This is a genomic window from Candidatus Electronema sp. PJ, from assembly GCF_048287395.1.
Taxonomy (GTDB): domain Bacteria; phylum Desulfobacterota; class Desulfobulbia; order Desulfobulbales; family Desulfobulbaceae; genus Electronema.
Window position 1 is genome coordinate 18,595 of the sequence record NZ_JBLWEO010000004.1, and the last position, 22,277, is coordinate 40,871.

General features: G+C 51.1%; 23 protein-coding genes and 2 tRNA genes. 13 read left to right on the plus strand and 12 right to left on the minus strand.

The window, feature by feature from the left end:
- Positions 1-113: 113 nt before the first annotated feature.
- Together ACNKIB_RS00285 and glmM are read left to right on the plus strand one after the other, a co-directional pair.
- Positions 114-284 (plus strand): hypothetical protein, encoded by a 171-nt coding sequence (locus ACNKIB_RS00285; RefSeq protein WP_417908537.1) that lies wholly within the window; start codon positions 114-116, stop codon positions 282-284.
- Positions 285-359: 75 nt separating this feature from the next.
- Positions 360-1,712, plus strand: a complete 1,353-nt coding sequence (glmM, locus tag ACNKIB_RS00290) for a phosphoglucosamine mutase (protein WP_417908538.1) — start codon at positions 360-362, stop codon at positions 1,710-1,712.
- Between the two features lie 73 nt (positions 1,713-1,785).
- On the opposite strand, the gene ACNKIB_RS00295 is transcribed toward glmM, so the two are convergent.
- Positions 1,786-1,862 (minus strand) — tRNA-Met (locus tag ACNKIB_RS00295).
- A gap of 249 nt (positions 1,863-2,111) precedes the next feature.
- Between ACNKIB_RS00295 and ACNKIB_RS00300 the strand changes: the two genes are divergently transcribed.
- The 6 genes from ACNKIB_RS00300 to ACNKIB_RS00325 all read left to right on the plus strand — a co-directional run bounded on the left by ACNKIB_RS00300 (position 2,112) and on the right by ACNKIB_RS00325 (position 6,936).
- Positions 2,112-2,246 (plus strand): hypothetical protein, encoded by a 135-nt coding sequence (locus ACNKIB_RS00300; protein WP_417908539.1) that lies wholly within the window; start codon positions 2,112-2,114, stop codon positions 2,244-2,246.
- A 12-nt stretch (positions 2,247-2,258) separates the two neighbouring features.
- Complete coding sequence (locus ACNKIB_RS00305; RefSeq protein WP_417908559.1) at positions 2,259-3,671, plus strand: UshA-like (seleno)protein; 1,413 nt, start codon at positions 2,259-2,261, stop codon at positions 3,669-3,671.
- A gap of 145 nt (positions 3,672-3,816) precedes the next feature.
- On the plus strand, positions 3,817-5,148 hold the full coding sequence (locus ACNKIB_RS00310) for a hypothetical protein (protein WP_417908540.1): 1,332 nt from the start codon (positions 3,817-3,819) through the stop codon (positions 5,146-5,148).
- A gap of 87 nt (positions 5,149-5,235) precedes the next feature.
- Positions 5,236-6,051, plus strand: coding sequence for a prolipoprotein diacylglyceryl transferase (gene lgt / locus ACNKIB_RS00315; protein ID WP_417908541.1), 816 nt, complete (start codon positions 5,236-5,238; stop codon positions 6,049-6,051).
- Between the two features lie 3 nt (positions 6,052-6,054).
- On the plus strand, positions 6,055-6,771 hold the full coding sequence (gene pyrF / locus ACNKIB_RS00320) for an orotidine-5'-phosphate decarboxylase (protein WP_417908542.1): 717 nt from the start codon (positions 6,055-6,057) through the stop codon (positions 6,769-6,771).
- A gap of 3 nt (positions 6,772-6,774) precedes the next feature.
- Positions 6,775-6,936 carry a hypothetical protein gene (locus ACNKIB_RS00325; RefSeq protein WP_417908543.1) on the plus strand — a complete coding sequence of 54 codons (162 nt, stop codon included), beginning with the start codon at positions 6,775-6,777 and terminating at the stop codon, positions 6,934-6,936.
- Positions 6,937-8,006: 1,070 nt separating this feature from the next.
- Here ACNKIB_RS00325 and ACNKIB_RS00330 read toward each other — a convergent pair.
- Positions 8,007-11,534, minus strand: coding sequence for a ribonucleotide reductase N-terminal alpha domain-containing protein (locus ACNKIB_RS00330; RefSeq protein WP_417908544.1), 3,528 nt, complete (start codon positions 11,532-11,534; stop codon positions 8,007-8,009).
- A 438-nt stretch (positions 11,535-11,972) separates the two neighbouring features.
- On the opposite strand from ACNKIB_RS00330, the gene ACNKIB_RS00335 reads away from it, so the two are divergent.
- The 4 genes from ACNKIB_RS00335 to ACNKIB_RS00350 all read left to right on the plus strand — a co-directional run bounded on the left by ACNKIB_RS00335 (position 11,973) and on the right by ACNKIB_RS00350 (position 14,288).
- Positions 11,973-12,950: a hypothetical protein gene (locus tag ACNKIB_RS00335; protein ID WP_417908545.1), complete on the plus strand. Its 978-nt coding sequence runs from the start codon at positions 11,973-11,975 to the stop codon at positions 12,948-12,950.
- Positions 12,951-13,010: 60 nt separating this feature from the next.
- A tRNA-Phe gene (locus ACNKIB_RS00340) sits at positions 13,011-13,086 on the plus strand.
- Positions 13,087-13,243: 157 nt separating this feature from the next.
- A complete protein-coding gene (locus ACNKIB_RS00345; protein WP_417908546.1) occupies positions 13,244-13,450 on the plus strand; it encodes a Fic/DOC family N-terminal domain-containing protein in 207 nt (68 codons plus the stop codon).
- Positions 13,451-13,475: 25 nt separating this feature from the next.
- Positions 13,476-14,288, plus strand: a complete 813-nt coding sequence (locus ACNKIB_RS00350) for a Fic family protein (protein ID WP_417908547.1) — start codon at positions 13,476-13,478, stop codon at positions 14,286-14,288.
- Between the two features lie 242 nt (positions 14,289-14,530).
- Here the strand turns inward: ACNKIB_RS00350 and ACNKIB_RS00355 are convergent, their stop codons facing one another.
- Both ACNKIB_RS00355 and ACNKIB_RS00360 read right to left on the minus strand, forming a co-directional pair.
- A complete protein-coding gene (locus tag ACNKIB_RS00355; protein ID WP_417908548.1) occupies positions 14,531-15,445 on the minus strand; it encodes a hypothetical protein in 915 nt (304 codons plus the stop codon).
- A 118-nt stretch (positions 15,446-15,563) separates the two neighbouring features.
- On the minus strand, positions 15,564-15,713 hold the full coding sequence (locus ACNKIB_RS00360) for a hypothetical protein (protein WP_417908549.1): 150 nt from the start codon (positions 15,711-15,713) through the stop codon (positions 15,564-15,566).
- A gap of 380 nt (positions 15,714-16,093) precedes the next feature.
- Here ACNKIB_RS00360 and ACNKIB_RS00365 point away from each other — a divergent pair, with 380 nt between their 5' ends.
- The gene (locus ACNKIB_RS00365) at positions 16,094-16,234 is read left to right on the plus strand and encodes a hypothetical protein (protein ID WP_417908550.1); all 141 of its coding nucleotides are present in this window, start codon (positions 16,094-16,096) and stop codon (positions 16,232-16,234) included.
- Between the two features lie 31 nt (positions 16,235-16,265).
- On the opposite strand, the gene ACNKIB_RS00370 is transcribed toward ACNKIB_RS00365, so the two are convergent.
- The 8 genes from ACNKIB_RS00370 to ACNKIB_RS00405 all read right to left on the minus strand — a co-directional run.
- Positions 16,266-16,985: a hypothetical protein gene (locus ACNKIB_RS00370; protein WP_417908551.1), complete on the minus strand. Its 720-nt coding sequence runs from the start codon at positions 16,983-16,985 to the stop codon at positions 16,266-16,268.
- A complete protein-coding gene (locus tag ACNKIB_RS00375) occupies positions 16,985-17,584 on the minus strand; it encodes a hypothetical protein (RefSeq protein ID WP_417908552.1) in 600 nt (199 codons plus the stop codon). Before ACNKIB_RS00375 ends, ACNKIB_RS00370 begins: the two co-directional genes overlap by 1 nt.
- Before the next feature lie 106 nt (positions 17,585-17,690).
- A complete protein-coding gene (locus tag ACNKIB_RS00380) occupies positions 17,691-17,903 on the minus strand; it encodes a hypothetical protein (RefSeq protein WP_417908553.1) in 213 nt (70 codons plus the stop codon).
- A 137-nt stretch (positions 17,904-18,040) separates the two neighbouring features.
- Positions 18,041-19,846: a YfjI family protein gene (locus ACNKIB_RS00385; RefSeq protein WP_417908554.1), complete on the minus strand. Its 1,806-nt coding sequence runs from the start codon at positions 19,844-19,846 to the stop codon at positions 18,041-18,043.
- A 36-nt stretch (positions 19,847-19,882) separates the two neighbouring features.
- On the minus strand, positions 19,883-21,031 hold the full coding sequence (locus ACNKIB_RS00390) for a hypothetical protein (RefSeq protein WP_417908555.1): 1,149 nt from the start codon (positions 21,029-21,031) through the stop codon (positions 19,883-19,885).
- On the minus strand, positions 20,974-21,258 hold the full coding sequence (locus tag ACNKIB_RS00395) for a hypothetical protein (protein ID WP_417908556.1): 285 nt from the start codon (positions 21,256-21,258) through the stop codon (positions 20,974-20,976). The genes ACNKIB_RS00390 and ACNKIB_RS00395 overlap by 58 nt, the downstream gene beginning before the upstream one ends.
- An 88-nt stretch (positions 21,259-21,346) precedes the next feature.
- The gene (locus tag ACNKIB_RS00400) at positions 21,347-21,565 is read right to left on the minus strand and encodes a helix-turn-helix domain-containing protein (protein ID WP_417908557.1); all 219 of its coding nucleotides are present in this window, start codon (positions 21,563-21,565) and stop codon (positions 21,347-21,349) included.
- Positions 21,566-22,075: 510 nt separating this feature from the next.
- Positions 22,076-22,277, minus strand: a 202-nt coding sequence (locus tag ACNKIB_RS00405) for a tyrosine-type recombinase/integrase (protein WP_417908558.1), incomplete at its 5' end; no start/stop codon positions are given.

Here is a 22,277-nt window from a genome sequence, read left to right on the forward strand (position 1 = left end):
TTTCCGGCTTGCTAGAAGAGGAGTTTTGTTAAGCCACAAAGGAATCTTGCCGACCAGGAAAGAAGTTATAGTCGGCAGAAAAGGAGTCTGGCCGAGTAAAAGAGGAGTTTGGCTTGGCAAGAAAGGAGTTTTACCGACTAGGAAAGAAGTTTGAGTCGGCCAAACTCCGTTGCAACTCGGCAAGAAAGCAGCTTGGCCAAGCCAAACTGCTCTTCTACCGACTACAACTCCTTGGCAAACGAGGTACACTTTTACCTTGCTCATTTAACTTTGCTGCGATTTGATTGCTCTTTTCTGTAAGTCATTCTTGTTTACTGATGCAGGAGATTAATAATCCAACCTTTATCCTAAGAGAAAAAATGCGCCAGCTCTTCGGCACGGACGGAGTCCGAGGCATTGCCAATATCTATCCGATGACCACTGAGATCGCCATGCAGATCGGCAGGGCCATCGCCTTTATTGTGAAAAAGCGAAGCAAAGGCCATCACATTGTGATTGGCAAGGATACCCGGCTGTCCGGCTACATGCTGGAGAATGCCTTGGCTGCTGGGGTCTGCTCGATGGGCGTGGATGTGCAGCTCCTTGGCCCGCTGCCCACGCCGGGCATCGCCTTCATCACCACCTCGATGCGGGCAGACGCGGGCGTGGTCATCTCCGCCTCGCACAACCCCTTTCAAGACAACGGGATCAAGATCTTCTCCCGCGACGGCTTTAAGCTGCCGGACGAGGTGGAATTAGACATTGAAGACCTGATCTTCTCCCAGAAGATGGCTGCCCTGCGCCCGGTTGCGGACGAGGTGGGCAAGGCTGCCCGCATTGATGATGCCTGCGGTCGCTATATCGTCTTCCTCAAGAACACCTTCCCGAACAAGTACACGCTGGACGATTTCCACATCGTCCTAGACTGCGCCCACGGTGCCGCTTACCGGGTTGCGCCCTTTGTCTTTGCCGAACTGGGCGCAAAAGTCACCTGCTTGGGCGTGGAACCGGACGGCAAGAACATCAACCAGAACTGCGGCGCGCTGCATCCAGAGCTGATGGCCGAGAAGGTGCGGCAGCTTGGCGCGGACATCGGCCTGGCCTTGGACGGCGACGCAGACCGTCTGATTGTCTGCGACGAGAAGGGCGAGATTGTCGATGGCGACCACATCATGGCCATCTGTGCCGCTGATCTGATCAGCCGGGGCAAGCTGAAGAAGAAGACCGTAGCGGCCACAGTGATGAGCAATATGGGCTTGGAAAAGTCCTTGGAGGGCATGGGCGCGAAGCTGCTCCGCACCAGCGTGGGCGACCGCTATGTAGTCGAGGCGATGCGGGCCAAAGGCTGCAACTTTGGCGGCGAGCAGTCTGGCCATTTGATCTTCCTTGACCACAACACCACTGGTGACGGCACCCTAGCTGCGCTCCAGTTGCTGGCGATTATGATCAAGCGGAAGAAGCCGCTCTCCGAGTTGGCCAAGATCATGACTACCTTCCCACAAGTGTTGGAGAACGTCCGCCTCTCCAGCCGCATTGCCCCAGAACAGATTCAAGGCTTTCCCGAAGCACTCAAGGCGGCGGAAGAGAAGCTCGGCAGCCGGGGCAGGATACTGGTACGCGCCTCTGGCACTGAGCCAGTGATCCGCGTCATGGCTGAGGGCGAGGACAAGCAGGAAATTTCCGATCTTGCCTTGGAGCTGTGCGATGTGATCCGGCGGGCAGATAGGATGTGAAAACAAAAAGCCCCTGCAACCTTGTACAGATTGCAGGGGCTATATATGGCACCGGACAAGTACCGGATATTTTTGGTGGCGATGCAGGGACTTGAACCCCGGACACTACGGATATGAGCCGTATGCTCTAACCAGCTGAGCTACATCGCCTTAATTCTAAAGTCGATCATTATGCTCGATTCCTCTCTTCTTGTCAAGAGAGAAACATGCCAAAAAACAGGACTCAGGCCTCTGGAAACGTGGGGCCTGAGTCCTGTTTCCTTTTCGCGACACTAATTCCTTGTGCTGCATCAGGAAACAGTGAATAATAAAAACAAGAAATATCACCTTACACACTACCTCTAGGGAACCATCCACCGGAGAGGAAAAATGCACCTACAACAACATATTAGTTAAATCATGATCTTCAGAACACTGAACAGAGTTTTGCCGCTGGTACTGCTCTTGTTACTGGCCGCCGTACCAGTCATGGCTGCTGAATTTATTCTTTTTTACAGCAATGATGTGCATGGTGAGACTGAACCCTGTGGGTGAAAATCACGACAACTGGGCGGTCTGTCCAGAAAAGCATCACAAATAACGCGCTTCTCTGCGCAAGAAAAGCTCCCTTGGCTGTTCTTGGACAGCGGCGGCTTGCTCTTCAAACAAAGTAGCCTGCCGTCTGGGCAGGAAGAGCAGGAAAAAATGACTGCCGCAGGGATTGCCAAGGCCATGCAGTCCATGAACTGCCGGGCAATCGGCCTTGAGGCGCATGATCTCGCAGGTGGGGTCGTTCTGCTGAAAAAATTGCAGCAGGAGCAGCAGCTCACTTGGCTGTCGATGAACCTTGTTGATGCCAAGAAAAAGCAGCCGGTTTTTACACCGTATCTGTTGACTGAGGTTGCTGGAATGCAGGTCGCGGTATTGGGTCTCACCAACGGACAGATGGTCTTAGATGCCGCACCAGACAAAGTAGACTACACGGTACTGCCCTGGAAGGAGACGTTACCGAAGGTCATTGAACAGGTCAAAGGCAAAGCGGCGATGATCATTCTGCTTTCGAGTTATCCCTACGAAGTGAATAAGGAGATCGCAGAGGCTTATCCAGCGATTAACCTGATGCTCACCTCTGGCCCAGCAGCTGCCACGACCTATCCCTTCATGGTTGGTAGCACCCTGTTTGCTCAGACCGGGGCACGGGGCAAAACCTTAGGCATGATGCGAATTAACTGGACTGAGGCGGGTAAATGGGAGGAAAGCAATCTCAGCAAAATCCGCTTAGAGCAGAACCGGCTTGATCAGATTAACCTGCAACTGAGCCGCTTGGAGCAGCAGAAAGCTCAGGAGACGGGGTATCAGAAGCTAGTAGCTGAGAAGCAGAAGGCTGAACAGAACATTAACGCCTTGCAGGAAAAGAAAAAAACAGAGGGTGAGCATCTCTGCCACTTCAGCAATCAGTTTATCGCGCTGGAATCCTCGCTGCCAGAAGATCCCAAAGTGCGCGAGATCATGACACGGACCAAACAGCAGGTCAATGATCTCCATCAGGAGCGGTCAGCTACAGAGCAGAGCGCAGCCTTGCTCAAAACTTTGGCAGGCTGGCAGAAATGCGCGCAATGCCATGTGCAGCAGGCGACTTTCTGGCAAAAAACCCGCCATGCGGCCAGCATTCAGACCTTGGAAAAGAAACAGCAGCAGTTCAACGAAGATTGCCTGCTCTGTCATGTCACCCTGCCGCATTACAATGCCGCCATGGTTAAGGCAGAGAAGCTGCTCTTGCAGTTACCAGAGCAACTCAAACGAGTGAGCTGCGAGAGCTGCCACGGTATGGCCGCAGCTCATGCAGGCAATCCAGCAGCAGTGCCGGTGCCCATGCCAAAACCGGCAGAGCAGGTTTGTACAGGCTGCCACACGCCAGATCATGACAGCCATTTTGTTTTTGCCGACAAAATCGCGAAAGTGCGCTGTCCGCAACGCTGAGGTTGGTGCGGGCGGAACAAAAAAATCCTGCTGGAGATTGAGCTGACGCTGGGAAAAGATAGACGTTTATAGAAATTGTTTGGCAGACACGTGGAAAAGAACATTGGGCAACCTGGGGAAAGATATGTATCACCAGTTTTCATCTATGCTAGCCGTTCTCTTGATCGTTATTGCCGGCGTGACCGTGCTGATTATGCTGGAGATGAACAGCAAGGTTCACGAGGAGCAAGAAAAAACCGGCTGGATTGACACGCATCGCTTTCTTGGCTATCTGTTTCTTGTGCTCTTTGCCTTCATGCTGGCCTTCATGGTGTTCAAGGTCGGCAGTTTTCGCGAGGATATGCCGATACCGGTTACGATACTTGCCCTCCTGCTGATTCCCTTGATCATGATTAAGGTGGTGATCGCCCGGCAGAAGACGCAGATCAGCACGAAACTGATTCTTCTCGGTACGGCTATCTTCGGGCTTTCCTTTGGCTTAACTGGCATTACGGCCAAATATCATGCGTCACATGGCTGGGACTTCCCCTCTCTGTTTCTAACCAATGTGGGCAGTAAAGACATGGAAAGTGTGGAGCCAGGCCAGATCATTATGAGCAGGAAATGCAATAAATGCCATAGCCTTGAACGGGTTTATACAACCGCTGTGGCAGATTGGTCGCCGACAGTTAACAAGATGGCTGCGCTTGACTACCCCAACATTACCAGTTCTGAAGTTAAGGAGATAGTTGATTATTTAAACCAGCAGCAAGCCAGGAGGAAACAACAGAAACTCCAGAGCGATACCGAACGGGGTAGAAAACTCGTCTCCAGCAAATGCACGCACTGTCATACACTGGATAGAGTATTCAGAGCTGACATGAACGAGCAACGCTGGAACGAGACTATTGATGACATGGTCAAGATCATGGGGATTCCTGATTACTTGTCCGCGCAAGACAAAAGGGACATAGTCAGCTTTCTCAGTCACCGTCGCGAGGAGCGTAGGGAACTTTGGGCAGGGACAGAGAATGAACAGCCGATTAAAGCGACAGATGGGGTCAGGGGTTTGATCTCTCAAAAGTGCAGCGCAGGTTGCCACGCCCTAGACCGGGTTCTCCGCACGAAAAAAACACGGGAAGAATGGGCAGAGACCATTAGCAGTATGATTGAAATAACCGGCGATACCGAGTATCTTTCTGCCAAAGAGAAAGAACAGATCATCAACTTTCTCAGTCTGCCACCAGAGCAGCGTGGAAAAAAACAGGAAGATGCCGATGCGCAGCCTAAGTCTTCCCGCCTGGATCACCCCTTGGTTAACAGTAAATGCGGAGGCTGCCACACCCTAGAGCGAGTGCATCAGGCGGAGAAGAGCAAAGAGGAATGGGAAAAGACCGTCAATAGTATGGCCCAAGGCACCGGTGATCCCAATTATCTCTCCGAGCAGGAGAAAAAAGACATCGTCACCATCATCAGTAGCTGGGAAGTAGTGAAATAGTACAGATAAGGTCGGCAAGGATCTTGGCCGCCCGCTTTTTTCCAGCTTACCGCTTTCAGTTCCAAAAACATCTCAACAGAATTTTTCATGCTTCGTTATCCTGACATTGATCCGGTCATTGTTGCTATCGGCCCTTTGGCGGTGCGCTGGTACGGGTTGATGTATGTCCTCGGCTTTGCCGCCGCGTATTTGTTGGTGAGACGGCAAGCTCGGCAATTTGCCTGGCAGCAGATGCTTGACCAGCTTGATAACCTCAATCTGACCCTGATCTTCGGGGTGATTCTTGGCGGTCGCTTAGGCTATGTCCTTTTTTACAATCTGCCGTATTACCTGGAATATCCCCTGGAGGTGTTTGCCACTTGGCAAGGCGGCATGTCCTTTCACGGTGGCGTGCTGGGCGTGCTGGTCAGCGGCCTGATCTATTGCCGCTGTACCAAGCTCAACTTCTGGCAAGGCGCAGATTTGTATGCTGTCACCGCTCCCATTGGCCTAGGATTGGGGCGAATCGGCAATTTCATGAATGGCGAGTTATATGGACGCACCACCGAGGTGGCCTGGGGCATGATTTTCCCCAGCGGCGGCGAGTTGCCCCGGCATCCCTCGCAGCTTTACGAGGCCCTGCTCGAAGGGTTGGTCCTTTTTCTCATTCTCTGGCCACTGCGAACAAAGCCTTGGCAGAAGCCACGCAACAGAAACTGGCCGCACGGCAGCTTGCTGGCCTTCTTTTTGATTTTCTACGGCCTGTTTCGCTATCTGATTGAATTCTTCCGCGAGCCAGATCCCCAGCTCGGCCTGCTGCTCTTGGGTATGAGCATGGGCCAGCTCCTCTGCACCGCTATGCTCTGCACAGGCCTTCTCCTGTACTGGTTCTTGCGGCAACAACAGACAACTGTTTTGAGGTGATACATGGACAAAAACATCCCGCTGAACGAACGGATTATTTTTGCCTTAGATGTGGCTTCCCACGCGGAGGCTCTCGGCTTGATTGAGCGGCTGGACAGCGAGATCAAATTCTTCAAGGTCGGCTTGCAGCTCTTTCTCGCCAGTGGTTTTCAAACTATTGACGAGCTGGTGCGGCGCGGCTGCAAGGTGATGGTGGATCTGAAGTTTTTCGACATCCCCGAAACCGTGAAATTGGCCGTTGGCCAGCTGAAAAACCGGGGCGTGACCTTTGCCACAGTGCATGGCAACGACCCAATTGTGCGGGCAGCTGTCCAAGACAAGGGCGATTTGCAGATTTTGGCGGTTACGGTGCTAACCAGCTTCTGCGAGGACGACATGCGGGCAATGGGCATGACTGGCAGCATCGCTGATCTGGTGCTGCTGCGCTCACGCAAGGCTCTGGAGTTGGGTTGCGACGGCGTGGTGGCCTCTGCACTGGAGGCTGGGCCGTTGCGCAACGAGCTGGGTAATAACTTCCTCATTGTCACGCCGGGCATCAGGCCTGGGGCCAATGTTGATGACAAGAGCGACGACCAGAAACGGATTGCCACGGCCAAAAACGCCATTCTCAACGGCGCAGATCATGTAGTCATTGGCCGACCAATCCGTGACAGCCAAGACCCAATTGCCCTGATCCACAGCCTTCAGCAGGAAATTGCCGAGGGACTGGCCGCAAGGTAGGCATTGTTCAAGGCCAAAGTCAGGCGACTGTATTTTTTCTCCTTCTGGGAAAAAACAGCAGCAGTAAGGAAGCAAAGATCGGGCAAAATGCTCCTTTACGGCTCGGTTGGCAAGGAGTTCGGCTTGGCCAAACTCCTTTGCTGCCGAGCTGAACTCCTTTCTTAGTCGGCCAAACTCCTTTCCGGCTTACTTCAACTCCTTTGCTACTCGGCAAGACTCCTTTCCTACTCGGCCAAACTCCTCTCTAAGTCGGCAGAACTCCTTTGCGGCCAAGCAAAACTCCTTTCTTACCGAGGATAATTCGAGACGAATTAGGTCAGCGAAGTCGGGAACTATAGCAGAAACATCATAAAATGATCACGCATTGTCATCCCGAGCGAAACAGGGAATCCCTTCTCCCGGAACGATGAAGAGTGCACTGAGATTTTCCCCTCCGCTCGAAATGACAGCAATGATGACTCAGATTATTCTGCTCCAGCTATAGTTGTTCATAAAGCAAACTTTAAAGATGATGTAACGTGCAGATAACAACATCAAAACAATCAGGGCTTCTTATGCTTAGTTGCATCAACTAAGACGTATTTTTGACCAGGTTCTGGGGTCGGAGGAAATCGTTCTCCTCTGACGCAGGTTACTTCCGTGTCTTTAGAAGTATTTTTATACAGACCTGATTGGTCAACTATTGTTCCTGGTGAAAAACGCTTCTTTCCTGCCATAATAATCACTCCAACTTGACGAAAAAGGTAATAGCTGACTGCGAGCATCAAATGACCAATACTTTGATGCCCGCAAACTAGCCGATCAACTACAGCTACTTCCTTCTCACACGGAGCGGAATAGCTTTTCCGTTACGAGATCGTATTATCTTACCAGTCCGGTAATGCCGAAACCATTTGACGAATATTATCTCGTAGTTATCATCGTTACGATTTTTCTTCAAAAAGCTGTTCCTCCTTCTACCAGCCGATAGTCATAAGGCTTGACGGAGGTCTTCGGTCTCGGTAAGATAAAAGCGTCATTTATACCTTGGTCGGAGAAAAGACCATAGTCATGAGATACTCCCGAACTGGTTAGATAGAGTATCTCGCCCATTAAAGCTGGTTGGTGTTCGAGCACCAATCAGCTTTTTTGTTAGTTATCTTCCTCTGATTTCAATCCATTCTTAGTGATTTATTTTTTGTTAAGGTTTACAATACGTTGATTTTAAAAAAGGCAGCCGAACAGAAAAGCGTTTGCTACGAGCACCTGGAATAACCGCAGTCGCGGCAAACTTCGCAGCCTTCGGAGAAGAGCAAAGTGCCAGGGCATTCTGGGCAAGAGGAGGTAAAACCTTTCTGCGTCCCGGCCATAAAGGATTTCAGCAACCTGCCCAGCTGGGCAGGCAGATCAAGCATGTGGCCACTTGAGCGGTCAAGCTGGCTGATGATTTCCTCCATCGGTATTTGGCAGCGCAAAGCCAAGGAAACCAGCCGACAGGTGGTTGTCCACATGGTGGATTTATCTTTCAGGTCGAGCCGATTGTCAAAGGGGAACTTGGCGAAAACCTCCATCGGGTTTTCATTATCGTCAAAGCAGACAATGATGTAGATGCGGTCGCCGTTGGCATCTTTGAGCCGGTAGCGCTTGGCACTGAGGACATCAGGTAGCTCCTGTTTCTGCGTTCCTTCTCGCGAAGAAACCGTTGCGGTCTGTTTGGCTGCGGTGCTGAGAACCTGGCCTTCCCGTGAGCCGTCGCGATAAACGGTCAGCCCTTTGCAGCCCAGTTCAAAGCCGAGTAGATAGGACTCGCGCACATCTTCTTTGCTTGCTGAAGCGGGCAAATTGATAGTTTTACTGATTGAAGAGTCCACGCCACTGGCTTGGAGCGCGCCCTGCATCTTGATATGATCCGCCGGGCTGATATCTTGGGCGGCCAGAAAGATGCGTTGCCATTTTTCTGGGATTTCTGCGTGGCCAAGCACGGTGCCGCACTGAGCGACTTTCTTCAATAAAGCCTCGGAAAAAAATCCCTCTCGCTTGGCCACGCTCTCAAAATGCTTGTTGACCATTAGGAAGCGGGTGCCATCCATGACGTTCTTCTCTGTCACCACTGAAAAGTACGGCTCACAGCCGGAAGAGCAGTCGGCAATCATTGAGACCGTGCCAGTAGGCTGGATAGAGGTCAGGGCAGCGTTGCGGCGGGCGATGTACTGGTTGTGCTGTGGATTCCAAGCCGGGAATGGGCCTTTTAACTCCGCCAGGGCGATGGAAGCCGCTTCTGCTTCATCGCGGATGAACTGCATGACCTTGGCTGATTCCACCCGGCCCGCCTCGTCACCGTAAGACAGCTCCAGCTGAATGAGCATGTCGTGCAGGCCCATGATGCCAAGGCCGATCTTGCGGGTCTTGCGGGTCATCTCAGCGATTTCCGGGATCGGGAAGCGGTTGCAGTCAATCACGTTATCGAGAAAGCGCACCGCTGTCTGCACCGTCTGCGCCAAGCGGGGATAATCAACCGTGCTGTCCTTGATATATTGGCCGAGATTGATCGAGCCTAAATTGCACGACTCATAGGGGAGGAGCCATTGCTCGCCGCATTGTAAGTTATTGATATAACTATAACAGATATCCCCGTTGATCTCGCCGGGGAAGTGGCCGATGTAGAAGTTGTGAAACTCATCAACCGTGCCGTTATAGACATCTTCAATTCCATCCGGCATCACGGCAACGACCCGGTGGTTGAAAGTCTGCGCGTTTTCCTTTAGAGCCTGGAAAGTAGGAAAACCGAATGCCGTGCCCAGCCGCTTGGGAATGCCCTTTTCCTCGCAGCGGCTCTCCCAGTCTTTTTTTAGCGGGGTCTGCCCTTGCTCAAACTTCAGATTTAGGAAGCATTCCACCTGCTGCCGCCGAGTTTGCTCTGCCTTGGCGGCATAAGTAGCATGGATGCCGTTTGTGATCTTCTGCCGAACAGTCTGACTGCTGTTATGCCAAGCAAGAGAGCAGGCATGAGAGCAGAAAGATTGTTCGCGTCTGCTCCAAGATACTGCATACAGATTGCCGCAGTGTTCGCACCTTCGTTCAACCATGACAGTGTTGTCGTCAAGGAAACAACGCAAGTCAGTCGTGGACTGACATTCCTCCAGTTTCTGTTGAGCACGCTGCTGCACCGCCTGCAACAAATTATCTTTATGAAGATAAAGACCTTCTTTTATCGCTGCTGCATGACGGGCACGGTATGATTCATCTTGAAGGCGCAGTTTTGTCGTAGAACCAATTCGATCTTTAGTTGCGGGACTTCGCTTTGCGCCAACATGGTGTTTGATGCGGAGTTCCTGCTGCTTGACTGGATCGTTCATCCAGTTTTTTTCCGGGAATAGCCGCATCGGATTTTTGTCTCCCTTGCGTTCTTCCGAATGCAGGCGGTAATGCGCCTCTTTGCTCATCACTTTAAGATTAGAAGGCTTATTATTCAACCCGTTGTAATCACGATGATGAACGACTTGCAGCCAGTCAATTGTCTTGCCGGTCTGCTGTTTATGATGAAAATTGGCGATCAGGCGATGCTCAGGCTGCCAATTTGGTTTGTCTGTTGTGGACAACCAGCGATAGGATTGCGATCTGCTGTTAGAATGTGAAAATATTTTTTCAAACGGAGCTTCACGCTTGGTCAGCAGGCTCAGGCTGTCGCCGCTGAGGAGGTCTTTGGCCTCTTTCACGCTGCCGTCAGAAAGCACGAAGCGGTGATTTTCTGTTACTCTTACGCTGTTGCCGTCATCGAGGGTGACTTTCAGAATTTGTTTGTTATAACCTGTGATACGGGGATTGCGCATCATCCGCACTGAAGCTCCGCCTTTACTGTTGCGACAGAACACCGGCACATCCTTGCCTTCCTCGACTAACTGCCGTATAGCCACGGCACCGCGCCCGTCGGCCACAGCCACTAACGTGTCACCAACAATGCAGGGATTCGTCGCCTCGAACTCGCCGAGCTGCGGGGTGGCATTGGCGCGATTGGCTGCGTCAATAAACAAAACACCTGGCTCCCCGTTGTGCCACGCCAGATCAACAATCTTGTCAAAAACCTTGGCTGCGTTCATTCGGCAGACCACCTTGCGGTTGGAGGGGTCAATCAGGTCGTATTCCTGATGGTTCTTCGCCGCCGCCATGAATTTGTCGGTGATCGCTACGGAAAAGTTGAAATTGGTGAATTTGTTTTGATCCTGCTTGGCGGTGATGAAGTCTATGATGTCAGGATGATCCACCCGCAGGATGCCCATATTGGCCCCACGCCGCTTGCCACCCTGTTTGATAGTCTCAGTGGCCGCGTCGAACACGGCGGCAAAACTGAGCGGCCCAGAGGCAACCCCTTGAGTCGAGCGAACAGCCGAGTTTTTGGGCCGCAGCCGGGAGAAAGAATAGCCAGTACCGCCGCCGGTCTTATGTACCAGCGCGCCATTGCGGATGGAGGTGAAGATGCCGTCCATCGAGTCATCCACCGGCAGGACAAAGCAGGCGGAAAGCTGGCCGAGGTCGGTGCCAGCGTTCATCAGACAGGGCGAGTTGGGCAAAAAGTCGAGATGATAAATCATGCGAAAGAATTGCTCGCGCAAAGCCTCATAGTCCTCCCGCTCCCGGTCGGGCGCAGCCACTGCGTCTGCGACCCGGCGGCAGAGCGACTCCCAGTTCTCCAGCACATTACCTTGGCCATCCTTGAGGTAATATCGGCGAGTCAATACGGTCTCGGCGGTTTCGGTCAAGAACTGTTTTGCGACAGTCCTGGTCATCTCTTTTCCCATCTCTTCCTTCCTTTTTGAACGTTGCGCGGCAGTGTGCGGCGGCAGTTCTCGCCCTGTTGCAAGATTGGCAGCTGCTCGATCGTGCAAACCTTATAACACAACATATTGTGCCAGCTCAAGTTGAAAACATGCTACCAGTGGTATTTTCGCTTAATTCTCAGAAACTGCCTTTTTTCGCAGTGTTCAGAAACCCAGGCCTTTGTCAACCGGTTTCCCTCTGAAAAAAGAGGCCCGCGCATTCTCGCAGAGAAGCGCACCAGAAAGTGGCGGTGGGGCAAAAATGCTGTTGACAGGCTGCCTCTGCTGTGAAATGATGGCAGATAAGGATACATGTTGGTAATTTTCTAGTCGTGCGGCTTTGCTGAGATCAATGCAGTAGTACGATTGTTCCATTATTAGATTAAATTTCACTGCTAGAACAAGAATATGCGTTGTCCTAAATGTGACTACATTTCTTTTGACAAAGAAGAAATCTGCGGGGGCTGTAAAAAGAATATCAGCAAATTTTCTCAAGAGCTGTCCGGGGTGATACTGCGGGGCACTGTACCTGACTTTCTTTGGTTCGAGAAGCCAGAAGAAGAACCAGAGGAGAAGGAGGCCGCGATTGAGGACGAAAATACGCTCGACGGAGCTAATGAGGATGGCGGCGGCTTAGATTTCGGCGAAGACTCTGAAGCCGAGGATGAGACGGCAACTGATAACACGATGGAATTCTCCACTGATGGAGACGGCATCGATGTAGCCGCCCCAGCAGAGGAAGAGGCCAAAGAGATCGAATTTGATCTGTCAGCAGATGCAGAAATAAGCGAAGAAGAGGAGAAAGAAGAGATTGCCTTTGAGCTGCCCGGCAAAGATAAGGAAGCACCTTCTGAGACGGATGACGGTGGACTCAATCTGTCAATGGAAGCAGCGGATACAGACGGCCCGTCAATGGACATGTCCATTGGTGGACTTGATGAGATTGACTTTATGGAGGAGGATGAAAGTGCTGCCAAACCGCCTCCCAAACCAGAAAAGTCTGCGCCTAAGCTAAAGAAGGAAAAAGCTCCGACTAAAGAGCCTTCGCTTGACCTGAGCGGGCTTGACCTCTCAGGCCTAATGCCACCGCCTGCCGCAGAAGAGCAGAGCAGCCTTTCCCTTGGTGATATTGGCGAACTGAGTTTGGAAGGTCTCAGTGACAGCGGGAAGACGGGGAAAAAAGGCAAAGCGAAATCTGCGGCAGATATGCTTTCCGACCTGTCTATGGACGGCCTGGATTTGAACAAGCCGATGTCGCCACCGCCCACCAGCACCGCAGACAAAAAACTGAAGCCTGCGGCAAAGACCGGAACCGCCTTAGATGACTTTGATATTGATCTCGGCGACCTGCTTGCCAGCAGCAAAGAGGGGAAAAAGAAAAAATAACCATTGACAGTACAAGCCGGAGTACGGTATATTCCTTCCCGTGTTCCGCAGCATGTATGTGCCGAGATAGCTCAGTCGGTAGAGCAACGGACTGAAAATCCGTGTGTCCCTGGTTCAATTCCTGGTCTCGGCACCATAAATATACAAGGTTTTTAGAGGGTTGAATAAAACACTCTAAAAACCTTTTTTCTTGCCTTTCATTCCAGCCCCCATCCTGCCCCCACTTTTTTGCTCATGGGGAAAAAACAGTTCCCTGTTTCGCTCATCTCATTTTCTTCTAAAGAGGGCAGAAAATGACTCCTCCGGTTCAGTATCATTACGGCAAGTTTCCGCCGAAAAATATAGACTGGCTGCGTTTGATTCCGCTGATCGGGCCTGCCAATGCGGCCCTTGCCCGATATGACGGCACCCTTGCCGCCATTCCTAACCCTTCCATTCTCTTGACTCCGCTGACTACGCAGGAGGCTGTTCCTGCCGCAGCAGAAAAAGGCGGATATTAACGAGGTGTTGAACTACCGGAAAGCAATGCACCACGCTGAGGCAATGCTGAACACGCTGCCGCTCTGCCAGAGGGTGATTAAGGAGGCGCACCGGGTTCTGCTGGCCGAAGTGCGCGGGCACAGCGCAGCACGTGGAGAATATCGGAAGGTGCCCAACTGGATAGGGCCGCCCGGCTGCTCCATCGAGGAGGCCCGCTTTGTTCCCATCTCAGCCGAGCACCTTCAGGAGGCAATGGGCAGATGGGAAAATTTCATTCACGCGCAAATGCCTGACCGTCTGGCGCAGCTTGCGGTTCTTCATGCCGAACTGGAAGCCCTGCACCCTTTTTTAGACGGCAACGGCAGATTGGGCCGGATGTTCATTCCTCTCTTCCTGCACACCGCAGGTCTCATCCGCGCCCCCATGTTTTACATCAGCGCGTATTTCGAGAGAGAGCGGGCTGAATATTATGCGCGGCTGGCCGCTGTTTCCTCTGATGAGGATTGGACGGGATGGTGTGAGTTTTTTCTGAAAGCGGTCATAGATCAGGCGGAAGAAAACCAGCGCAAGGCGGCCAGCATTCTCAAGCTGTATGAGGATAAAAAACGCCAGCTTGTTGACTTGACTCATTCGCAATATGCCATTCATGCCTTGGATTTCTTCTTTTCCCGCCCGGTGTTCAACGCAACGGAATTCACTTCAGCCAAAGACATTCCAGCGGCAACCGCAAAGCGGATTCTCGTTCTGCTGCGTGATAGCGGCATGTTGAAAACTGTCCGGGGGGCCAAAGGCCGCCGTCCGGCAGTGTATGCTTTCTTGGAATTGATTGATGTTGCAGAGGGCCGGGTTTCGCGCTGATCTATTTTTGCGGCTCAAAAATCGCCTTTTGTGAGCCGCAAACTGCGTTGTGGTTAATTGGTGAGCCACAAACTGGATTGCCTCCTTGCCCCTGCTGCATCTTTGGCACGGCTTCATTGAATTGAATCGCCGATTGAGCCGATGACCTTAATGCTGAGTCTGGCGCAGACAGCGGCATGAATGCTGCCTTTTCTGAGGCTCATCAGAGGCGCAAGGGTACAGGAAAGCTGCGGTTTACTCTTTTATCTTGAGAGAGAGGGGTAGCTTCTATAGTCAAATTGGCTGTTAATGGCTTCTTCCAATCTTTCAGGACAGCAAAAACTGGTAAAAGATGCTCCACAACATGTTCCCCAGCTTGCTCCAGTCCGCCGGAGAATCATTTGATCATTTGTTATAAAAACGCTGGCGTTGCAAAAAGCAGCGGCCATTATGATTTCAAAGTCCTCATTAGGCAAGAAAGAGTCTTTCATTAAATTATCTTCGTGAGCATATCCTTCTGAGTTATACCAGTAAGAATTATATACGTCATGGTAAGTGTAAACATGAATAAAATTGCCTCTGATTTTTCTATCTATATTTCTAAAACTCTCGCGTATTAAATACTTCCAGAGATAAATATCTCTTTCAAGCTCAACCGATTCATATGATTCTACATCATGTTCTATGTAATTAAGCTCTTTTGGAAATTTTTCTCTAATTTTCCTATCTATACTGATAGTACCCTCGCGCATTAAACGCTTCCATTGAAAAATATCTCTCTTTAGTTCAACAGGTTCATATGATTTTATATCATTTTCTATACAACGAAGCTCTTCTGTAAAATCTCTATCACACCATTCTTCGCATTGATTATACCAGAAAAATATATCATCTTGAGATATCTTTCTTTTGGTGAATTTTTCACGCAATACAGCGCAGATATCTATAAGTTCTGTTGGTATTACATGTTTTATTGGGTCGTCTTTGTGTGTCCCGGATAGCTCTGAAATTACAATGCTTTTTACCATTGAATACAATTCGCAAACACACTTTTGAAAAGTAACTATTTGAAAATTATTACTTCTTAGTATTTCCACCATGTCGTTTTCTTGTTCATCTCTTCCTATTATATTCCTCAGTAGCACATTAGTATCTAAAAAGGCTTTTTGTATCTCCATAAGCATCCTTTCTGTAACTTTTATTTGAGAAAAACAGGCCCCCGCTTCCAGCCTGAAAGTTCAGCCAGCAAAATAAACCGTTCCAGATCAGCAGGCAAGGCTTTTCCACGCTCTTCCGTCACGGCCTGCCAGCAGCCCCTTTCAATGCCTCATCCTGCGCCTTGATAAGCCGGTCAAGCGCATCATCATGACCGCCGCTGCTCGCTTCCGCGTGACTCTCTTTTTGCTCTGCGGCTTCACCCTGAAAACGACTGACCGCGCCTCTCAACCAAACTTCACAAGCCCGATTTCCTGCCGATTTCTACCTATGGAGAAGGCAAGGACAGGCCGCCAGCACGTTGCGCGGGCGCAGATGTATTTTCGGACAATGCAAAGGAGGCGACGCAAGCAAGGCCAGCATCCGGCATCTGTTGCCGCGTCTTTCGATTAAAACGCCATAAATGGCCTGAGATTCGATTTCAGCAGCCGAACGTCAAATCCCTACAGGCCGCTTGCTGATCGTTGAAAAATTGGTCTAAAAGATGTCTTCTCGAACGTGCTGCATATAATACAGTGTGAACCTTTTTTTATAGTGGGTAAAGCTCCAATCGCAAGGCCGCCAAATGCTTGAACCCGTGCCGGTAGCTGCTTTAGGCCGTCTGGCGGCTGATGAACGCTGGCATGGCTGCGGCCCTGCTTGTCCATGCGCTGGATGAGCAGGCAAAGGCGTTTTACCTTGGGCACGGCTTCATTGCATCGCCGATTGTGCCGATAACCTTAATGCTGAGTTTGGCGCAGACAGCGGCATGAGTGCTGCCGGGTGGATTCACTGCTTGCAAGATCAAGACTGCCATTCCTGCAAGCTCGTTGTTTTTTTGTGCTTATGGTCGGATAAATAGAATTTGCCGGGATACTCTAAACGAGCCAGGACAATTAAAAAGATGGTGCTTCTGATAGTTTGAATATGTTCAAATAAATCAGTTTTCCATTCCTTAGCCCAGCCAGTATGCACCACTTTATTTCTCATGCCTATTGCATCGTTTATCTTTTCAAGATAGTTTTCAGAGAATTTTTCAAGATTACAGTCTTTCAATGTTTTTTCGATATACCATTTAACCGGATAACCGTTTAATGATCGGTTACTATCTGTTATATTCTTGACAATCTGCTCAATGTGTTCTGTTTTGATGCTAAGTTCTGAACATCTCAATTTAACTGATTCGATTGCAGCTTCTCTTATTTTACTGCATTCCTGCTTTTTAAGCATAGCAGGTTTATCGCAAAGCCCTTCAAGGGCGGCTGTATGTTTGATTAGCGTCCAATCATCATAGCCTTCATCATCCCAGCATAAATTATCAATAGCTTGCCAAATACCTTTATCTATAAACCACTTCTTATCTTTTTCTGGTTGATTTAATATATAACTAACAAAGTCGATCCATAAATTTGGAATCTCTCGCATCGGTGTAATTGCGTTGTTGTTCTTGTAAGCATCTTTCAAGTTACTCGATATATAATCAAAGCAAATCTCTTCTTCTGTAATCGAAAGCGACAGTTTCATTAGTATTCCCACAGAAATACCTGTACAAAGGGAAAGAATATGAGAAAAAACAAAACTTCATCCTTTATATCGTTATCTATTTTTTGATAAAATAATGAATCTGTGCTTACATGTCTTGAAAGTTTAATATTTAATTTTCTCCTGTGAAAAGAATATTCAAACTCTGCATCAATTTCATCTTGCTCATATTCATATTTTCTTTTCCAGTTAATTGGAGGAAGATTTGTAGTATCTTCTATTTTTCCACCGGAAAAAATATAAGTATAATGTGTTACATTTTCACTGTTTATAGATAATTGTAGTTCTTCTACTCTCCCTTCTATCTCTGTATTATAACCAACGCTAATTGGCTTAAAACCTAAATAAATATTACCGGAAGGTAATATTATATACATTTTTTCTTCACTAACTATTTTAAACTCTAACCCTTCTGGATGACGCAAGAAGGCTGTCATTGGCTTCCTAATATTATTCATCCAATCTTTAAAATTATTGAACCGGCACAGAAGATTTGTTGAGCCACCTGTCATTCTTTCAGCAACATTAAAATTAACTTCTTCCTCGTTCTTCAATCTTTTAATTATCTCTTGAATAGTCATGGCGATAGATCAGCGGCGGATTGATGGGAACTTTTTTTACGGTTCAAGCAGAATCTACCACCGCATCCCTGCCGCTTCAACCTGTTTTCCGCCCGCCTCTCACTTATCAGCCGCCACCTGCTTCCGGCTGCTCTCTCCACCTGTCCGGCTGGCGATTGCCAAGCCAGTATTTCAAGGCCGCCGTGTCGGGCGGCTTGCTCTCTCCGGCCTTCCACGCCTTGATTTTGCCGGGCTGAATCGTGCTCAGATTCGCTTGACTCACACGCAACAAAACCCACAAAACTTGCTGACCGGGGCTTTGTTGGTTCTGTTGCGTCATACTTTGCTTGCTTCAACAGGATGATTCCGGCTGCTCACTGCCGCCCGGAGCTGCCTTGTTCTTGCTCAGATTCGCTTGACTCCCACGCAACAAAACCCACAAAACTTGCTGACCGGGGTTTTGTTGGTTCTGTTGCGTCATACTTTGCCTGATTCAGCAAAAATCTTCGGGTTGATTGCATACGAAGAGGCGGGCGGTCTGCCTCCTTGCGCGGTGCCTCTGTCCGGCTCCATCTCCCGCAGCCAATGTTTCTCCACCAGCCAGTCCAGCGCATCCTGCACCGCTTCCCCGGAAGTCAGCAGGCCCCATTTCTTCATCTGCACATCTCGCAGCTTGAAGCCGTCCGGCAGTGCGCCGCTCCTGATCTTCTTTGCCAATGCTTCGCCGCCCAGCCTGCCGGTGTTGAGCGCAAGCGAGTAAATCCGCCGCGCATGGCTCTCAAGATACTGGCACCATGCCGCAGCTTTCTCCGCCGCTTCCCGGCTCACCGGGTCAGGGCTGCGGCCTTGGTCTGCGCACTCGATCAGATGAAAAACCAAGGCCAGCGAAGGCATGAGGGAGCGGTATTTTGCCAAGTGCTCAAGGATGATGGAATGGTCACGCTCATCTGTCAGCTTCTCCCGCTGCAACCGGGTCAGCCATTCCTGAAACACCGCCTGCCCGTCCCGTGAGAAGCGGAGAAACGGCTTTTCCTGCTGATTTTCGGACGGCATGACCTCAAGCTCCGCCAATGCCTGAATGACCTTGCACGCCCTGTTTCTGGCCGCGCTGTCCGGCTTCCTGTCTATGTACTGCCAATCCTTGGCCGGGTCGGGATAGACCATCAGTTGCAGCCGCTGCACAAAGCCGTCATTGTCGCCGCTGGCAACAGCCCGGTGCAGATACTCGGCTATCTTGTCCGGCTGAATACCACCCAGCAGGGACAGGCAGATATTGTCAGCTCTGACCGTGCCCCGGCCTATGCGGTCATCAACATGGCAGCCGTCGCCGTTCCACGCTTCCAGCATGAATGCCCTGTCCTGCTCATTGCCCGCCCGCTCCATCCGTTTGAACAAGGCAATCAGCTCATCACGGAAATAGAGCAGGCCGCGTGGATTGTCCCGCAGCAGCTCGACAATCTTTTCAATGCTGCTGTCATTGGTCTTGTAACGGCGTTCCGCAGGCCGCTCCGGGCGATTTCTGCGCAGCTCGCCAGCCAGTTCGGCAGTGCTTCTGCCTGTGTCCTGCCCAGCCTTGACAGTCTTCTTGATTTCCTCTTTCAGCTTGCTCTGCTCCGCATCGGCAATCATGACCTTGACTTCATACTCCGCCAGAGCCTCCTGATATGCCTTGCCTGCCGCAGCTTCAAGCCTGCCCAGCGTTTTGTTGACCGCCTCGTTCAGCGCAGGCGTTTTCATCATGGACGGCGGCCCGACTATGCCGCCCCAGAGATTGGGCACCACGCTCCAGTCATCCTGCTGCTTCGGCCTGATGCAGCAGGAAGTGCCGATGACCGAAGCGCAGACTGCCACCAGCGGCACAATCAGAAAATCAGCAGGCACCTGCATTCTGTCAGCCGCCTCTGCCACCCATGCCCGGAAGGGTTCCGGCATCATCTCCGCCCGCATCGGCTCCACTGGCGGCAGCTCATCTTTGACCGGCAGCGGCGTTTTCCAGTCCATATCCTGCCGCAGCGTGTCATCATCAGCCGCCTCAAAATCAACCGGCTCCTTTGCGCTGAAGCGGCGGAACATGTACTTTATTACGCCGTGGGCATGGCTGCGGACAATTGGCTTTCCGTTGTTCCAGTAAAATTTTGCCGTGCTCCTGCTGCCGCCGTTGTATTCAGGCTCCAAGGGGTCAGCGCAACTCTTGCCGTTGAACTGCGGGCCGTTGTCCATCACATGAGCCACGCTGACCGGCTCGTTCTGATGCGCGAAATGCAGCAGGTCATCATCTGCCAAAACATGATTCTGCCGAGTTTTGACCGTTTCCTTTGCCTACTCAAGGCTGATCGTGCCGCCGGAGCTGCTGGCCAGCTTCTCCGCCTCCTGCTCAAGGTATGTGGCCTTGATCGTCTCCTGCGTCGGCTGCGCCTTCTCTTTCAACTGCCGAATGATTTCCTGATATGCTGCTTCCTCTTCAGCGGTTAAATCTAGCATATTTGCCGTGTCTAACAGGCCGCCCTGATGCTGTTCCGGCTTTGGCCTGCGCTGCTCAAGTCCCTTGTCACAGACTGCCCCGGCGACGAAATCAAGCCGCTCTGGACTGCCTACAAGCAAGTCCGCAAGGGTGCGCTCCAACAAGGAACCGGCTCGGCTGATCTCAATGCGGCCATAACCAGCCAAAAACAGCCGCTTGCCCAGCACCTTGAGGAAGCGCGGCGCATCAGACGCATTCTTCAGGAACAGATAGAGGTGAAAGCCCGCGCCTTTGCCGCGCAGCTCTTCATTGGTCTCTGCGCTGTAGATGCAGGAAGAGGTGGAGCAGGCGGCAACATACGCAGCCTGTTTGATCTCCGGGAAAAAAATGGAGATGATTTCAACCAGCCTGTCCGGGGTATATGCTTGCAACGCTTTGTCATCCAGAGCAACCGAGTTTGCACGGGCCTTGTCATGGTCAAGCATCATCACGCCCGGCCCCTCTGGATAGCGGAAATGCTCTTTGCTGCGGGCGATGATTGGCAGGCCGTCTGCGGCTCTTGCGCCATTCTCTTTGGCCTTGCTGACAATCAGGGCCTTGCTGTGGCCGCAGATGCCGTGCGCTATGGCTTGATTCGGTTTCAGCCCTTGCAGGAAGGCTCCGAACTGCTCTGGGGCAAGAGTGACAGTTTCCGCCCGCCCCCTGCTCATCCGGCATTCTGAGGCATCCTTTTCAAGCTGACCCTCTATCAGCTTCATGCGCTTGGTCAGAATACCCTTGTCTTTGGTGAACAGGGTGAAGGAAATACGCTCTGCTGGGCTGTCTGCCGCAATTTTGCCCTTGTCCTGCTGCTCCTGATGCTGTATCTTTGTTATCATCAAGTTATGAGAAGTTGTTGTTTGGGCCGCCGCATCCGCCCGATGCGCGGCCTTTTCCATTTGCAGGGCCGTCATGCCTTGCCCCCGACTTTGCCTTTCCCCGGCTGGCTTGCCCTTGCTTCCAGCCATGCCACCAGCTCCTGCACAGGGTAGAGAATCTTCCGGCCTATGCTGATGCGGCCTTGAATTCCCTGCCCCTTGGAGTCCAGATTTGCCATAGTCCGGGCGTTGAGCGCACCGCCGGAGAACTCGGCTAATTTTGACCGCTCCACGTAAGGGGCTGGCCATGCCTTGGCAAAGGCGGAAAGGTCAATCCGGCTCTGCTCCTGTTCTTGCATCTGCTTCGTTTTGTTCATTTCTCTTCTTGCTGCTTGTTAGAAAAAAACAGCCGGGCCGCATAAGGACGCGGCTGCGCTTGACTGCCTGACAAAAGGACGTGAGGAATCACTGCCGCGCCGAAAGTCGGGCGGGAATGACGGCTGCGCCGTTCAGGAATTCGTCTAATGATGACTGCGGGTAGAGAATCCGGCTGGCTATGCGGAGATAAACCGGGCCTGTTCCTTGAGACCGCCAGCGTTCAAGCGTGGGCTTGGACACAGGGAAACCGGTCTGGTTCAGGTAGTCAACCGCCTGCCGGGTGGTGAAACGTGTTTCGCGGGGCATTCTGCGCCTCTCTGATGTTGAAGTTCATCATCAAGATTCAGAAACACCATGTTTGACGGGATGGATGCAAAAAAACTTTAAAAATTTTTTAAAAAAGCCGTGTCGTTAAAATGCACAATATATAGTGTGCATAATGCGACATGCAATACCGCATATTGCGCTTTTGCCCCGCAGAGCTTCCTTCTTGCGCTCAATTCACTGCGCAGAAAGCTCTTGACGGATGGGCGGCTTCAGCTTATCTTTGCATAAGAAAAGGCGACAAGTCAGCCTTTTTCACCCCGTCATGTGCCCCTTTTGACGAAGGGACAAGCATGATGTTCTGAACCAGCCGCTGCATGAGAGAGAGTTTCCGAGGCCCTTATTCTCAGCAGCGGCAGTCTTCTTGCATTCATAATTCTGCAAGAACCTATAAATAGAATTTATGATAATCATTCCTTGTCAGCTTGGCAAGGGCAAGCATTCATTTTTTTTGTCTTTTTTGGCGTAGACTGGCTGCCGCTTCCGAACTTGTTATTTTTCCGTGCTTCCTGCCTCCTGCAAAGCCTGCTCCATCACCCGCAAGGCCGCCCGTGTTCCATCCGGGGCAAGGTGGCTGTAGCGTTCCGTCAAGGCAATGGTGGAGTGCCCCAGTATCTCTTTCACCGTGATCAGCGGCACCCCGGCCTGCACCAGCCAAGACGCGCAGGTGTGGCGGCAGGAATGAAACACCAGC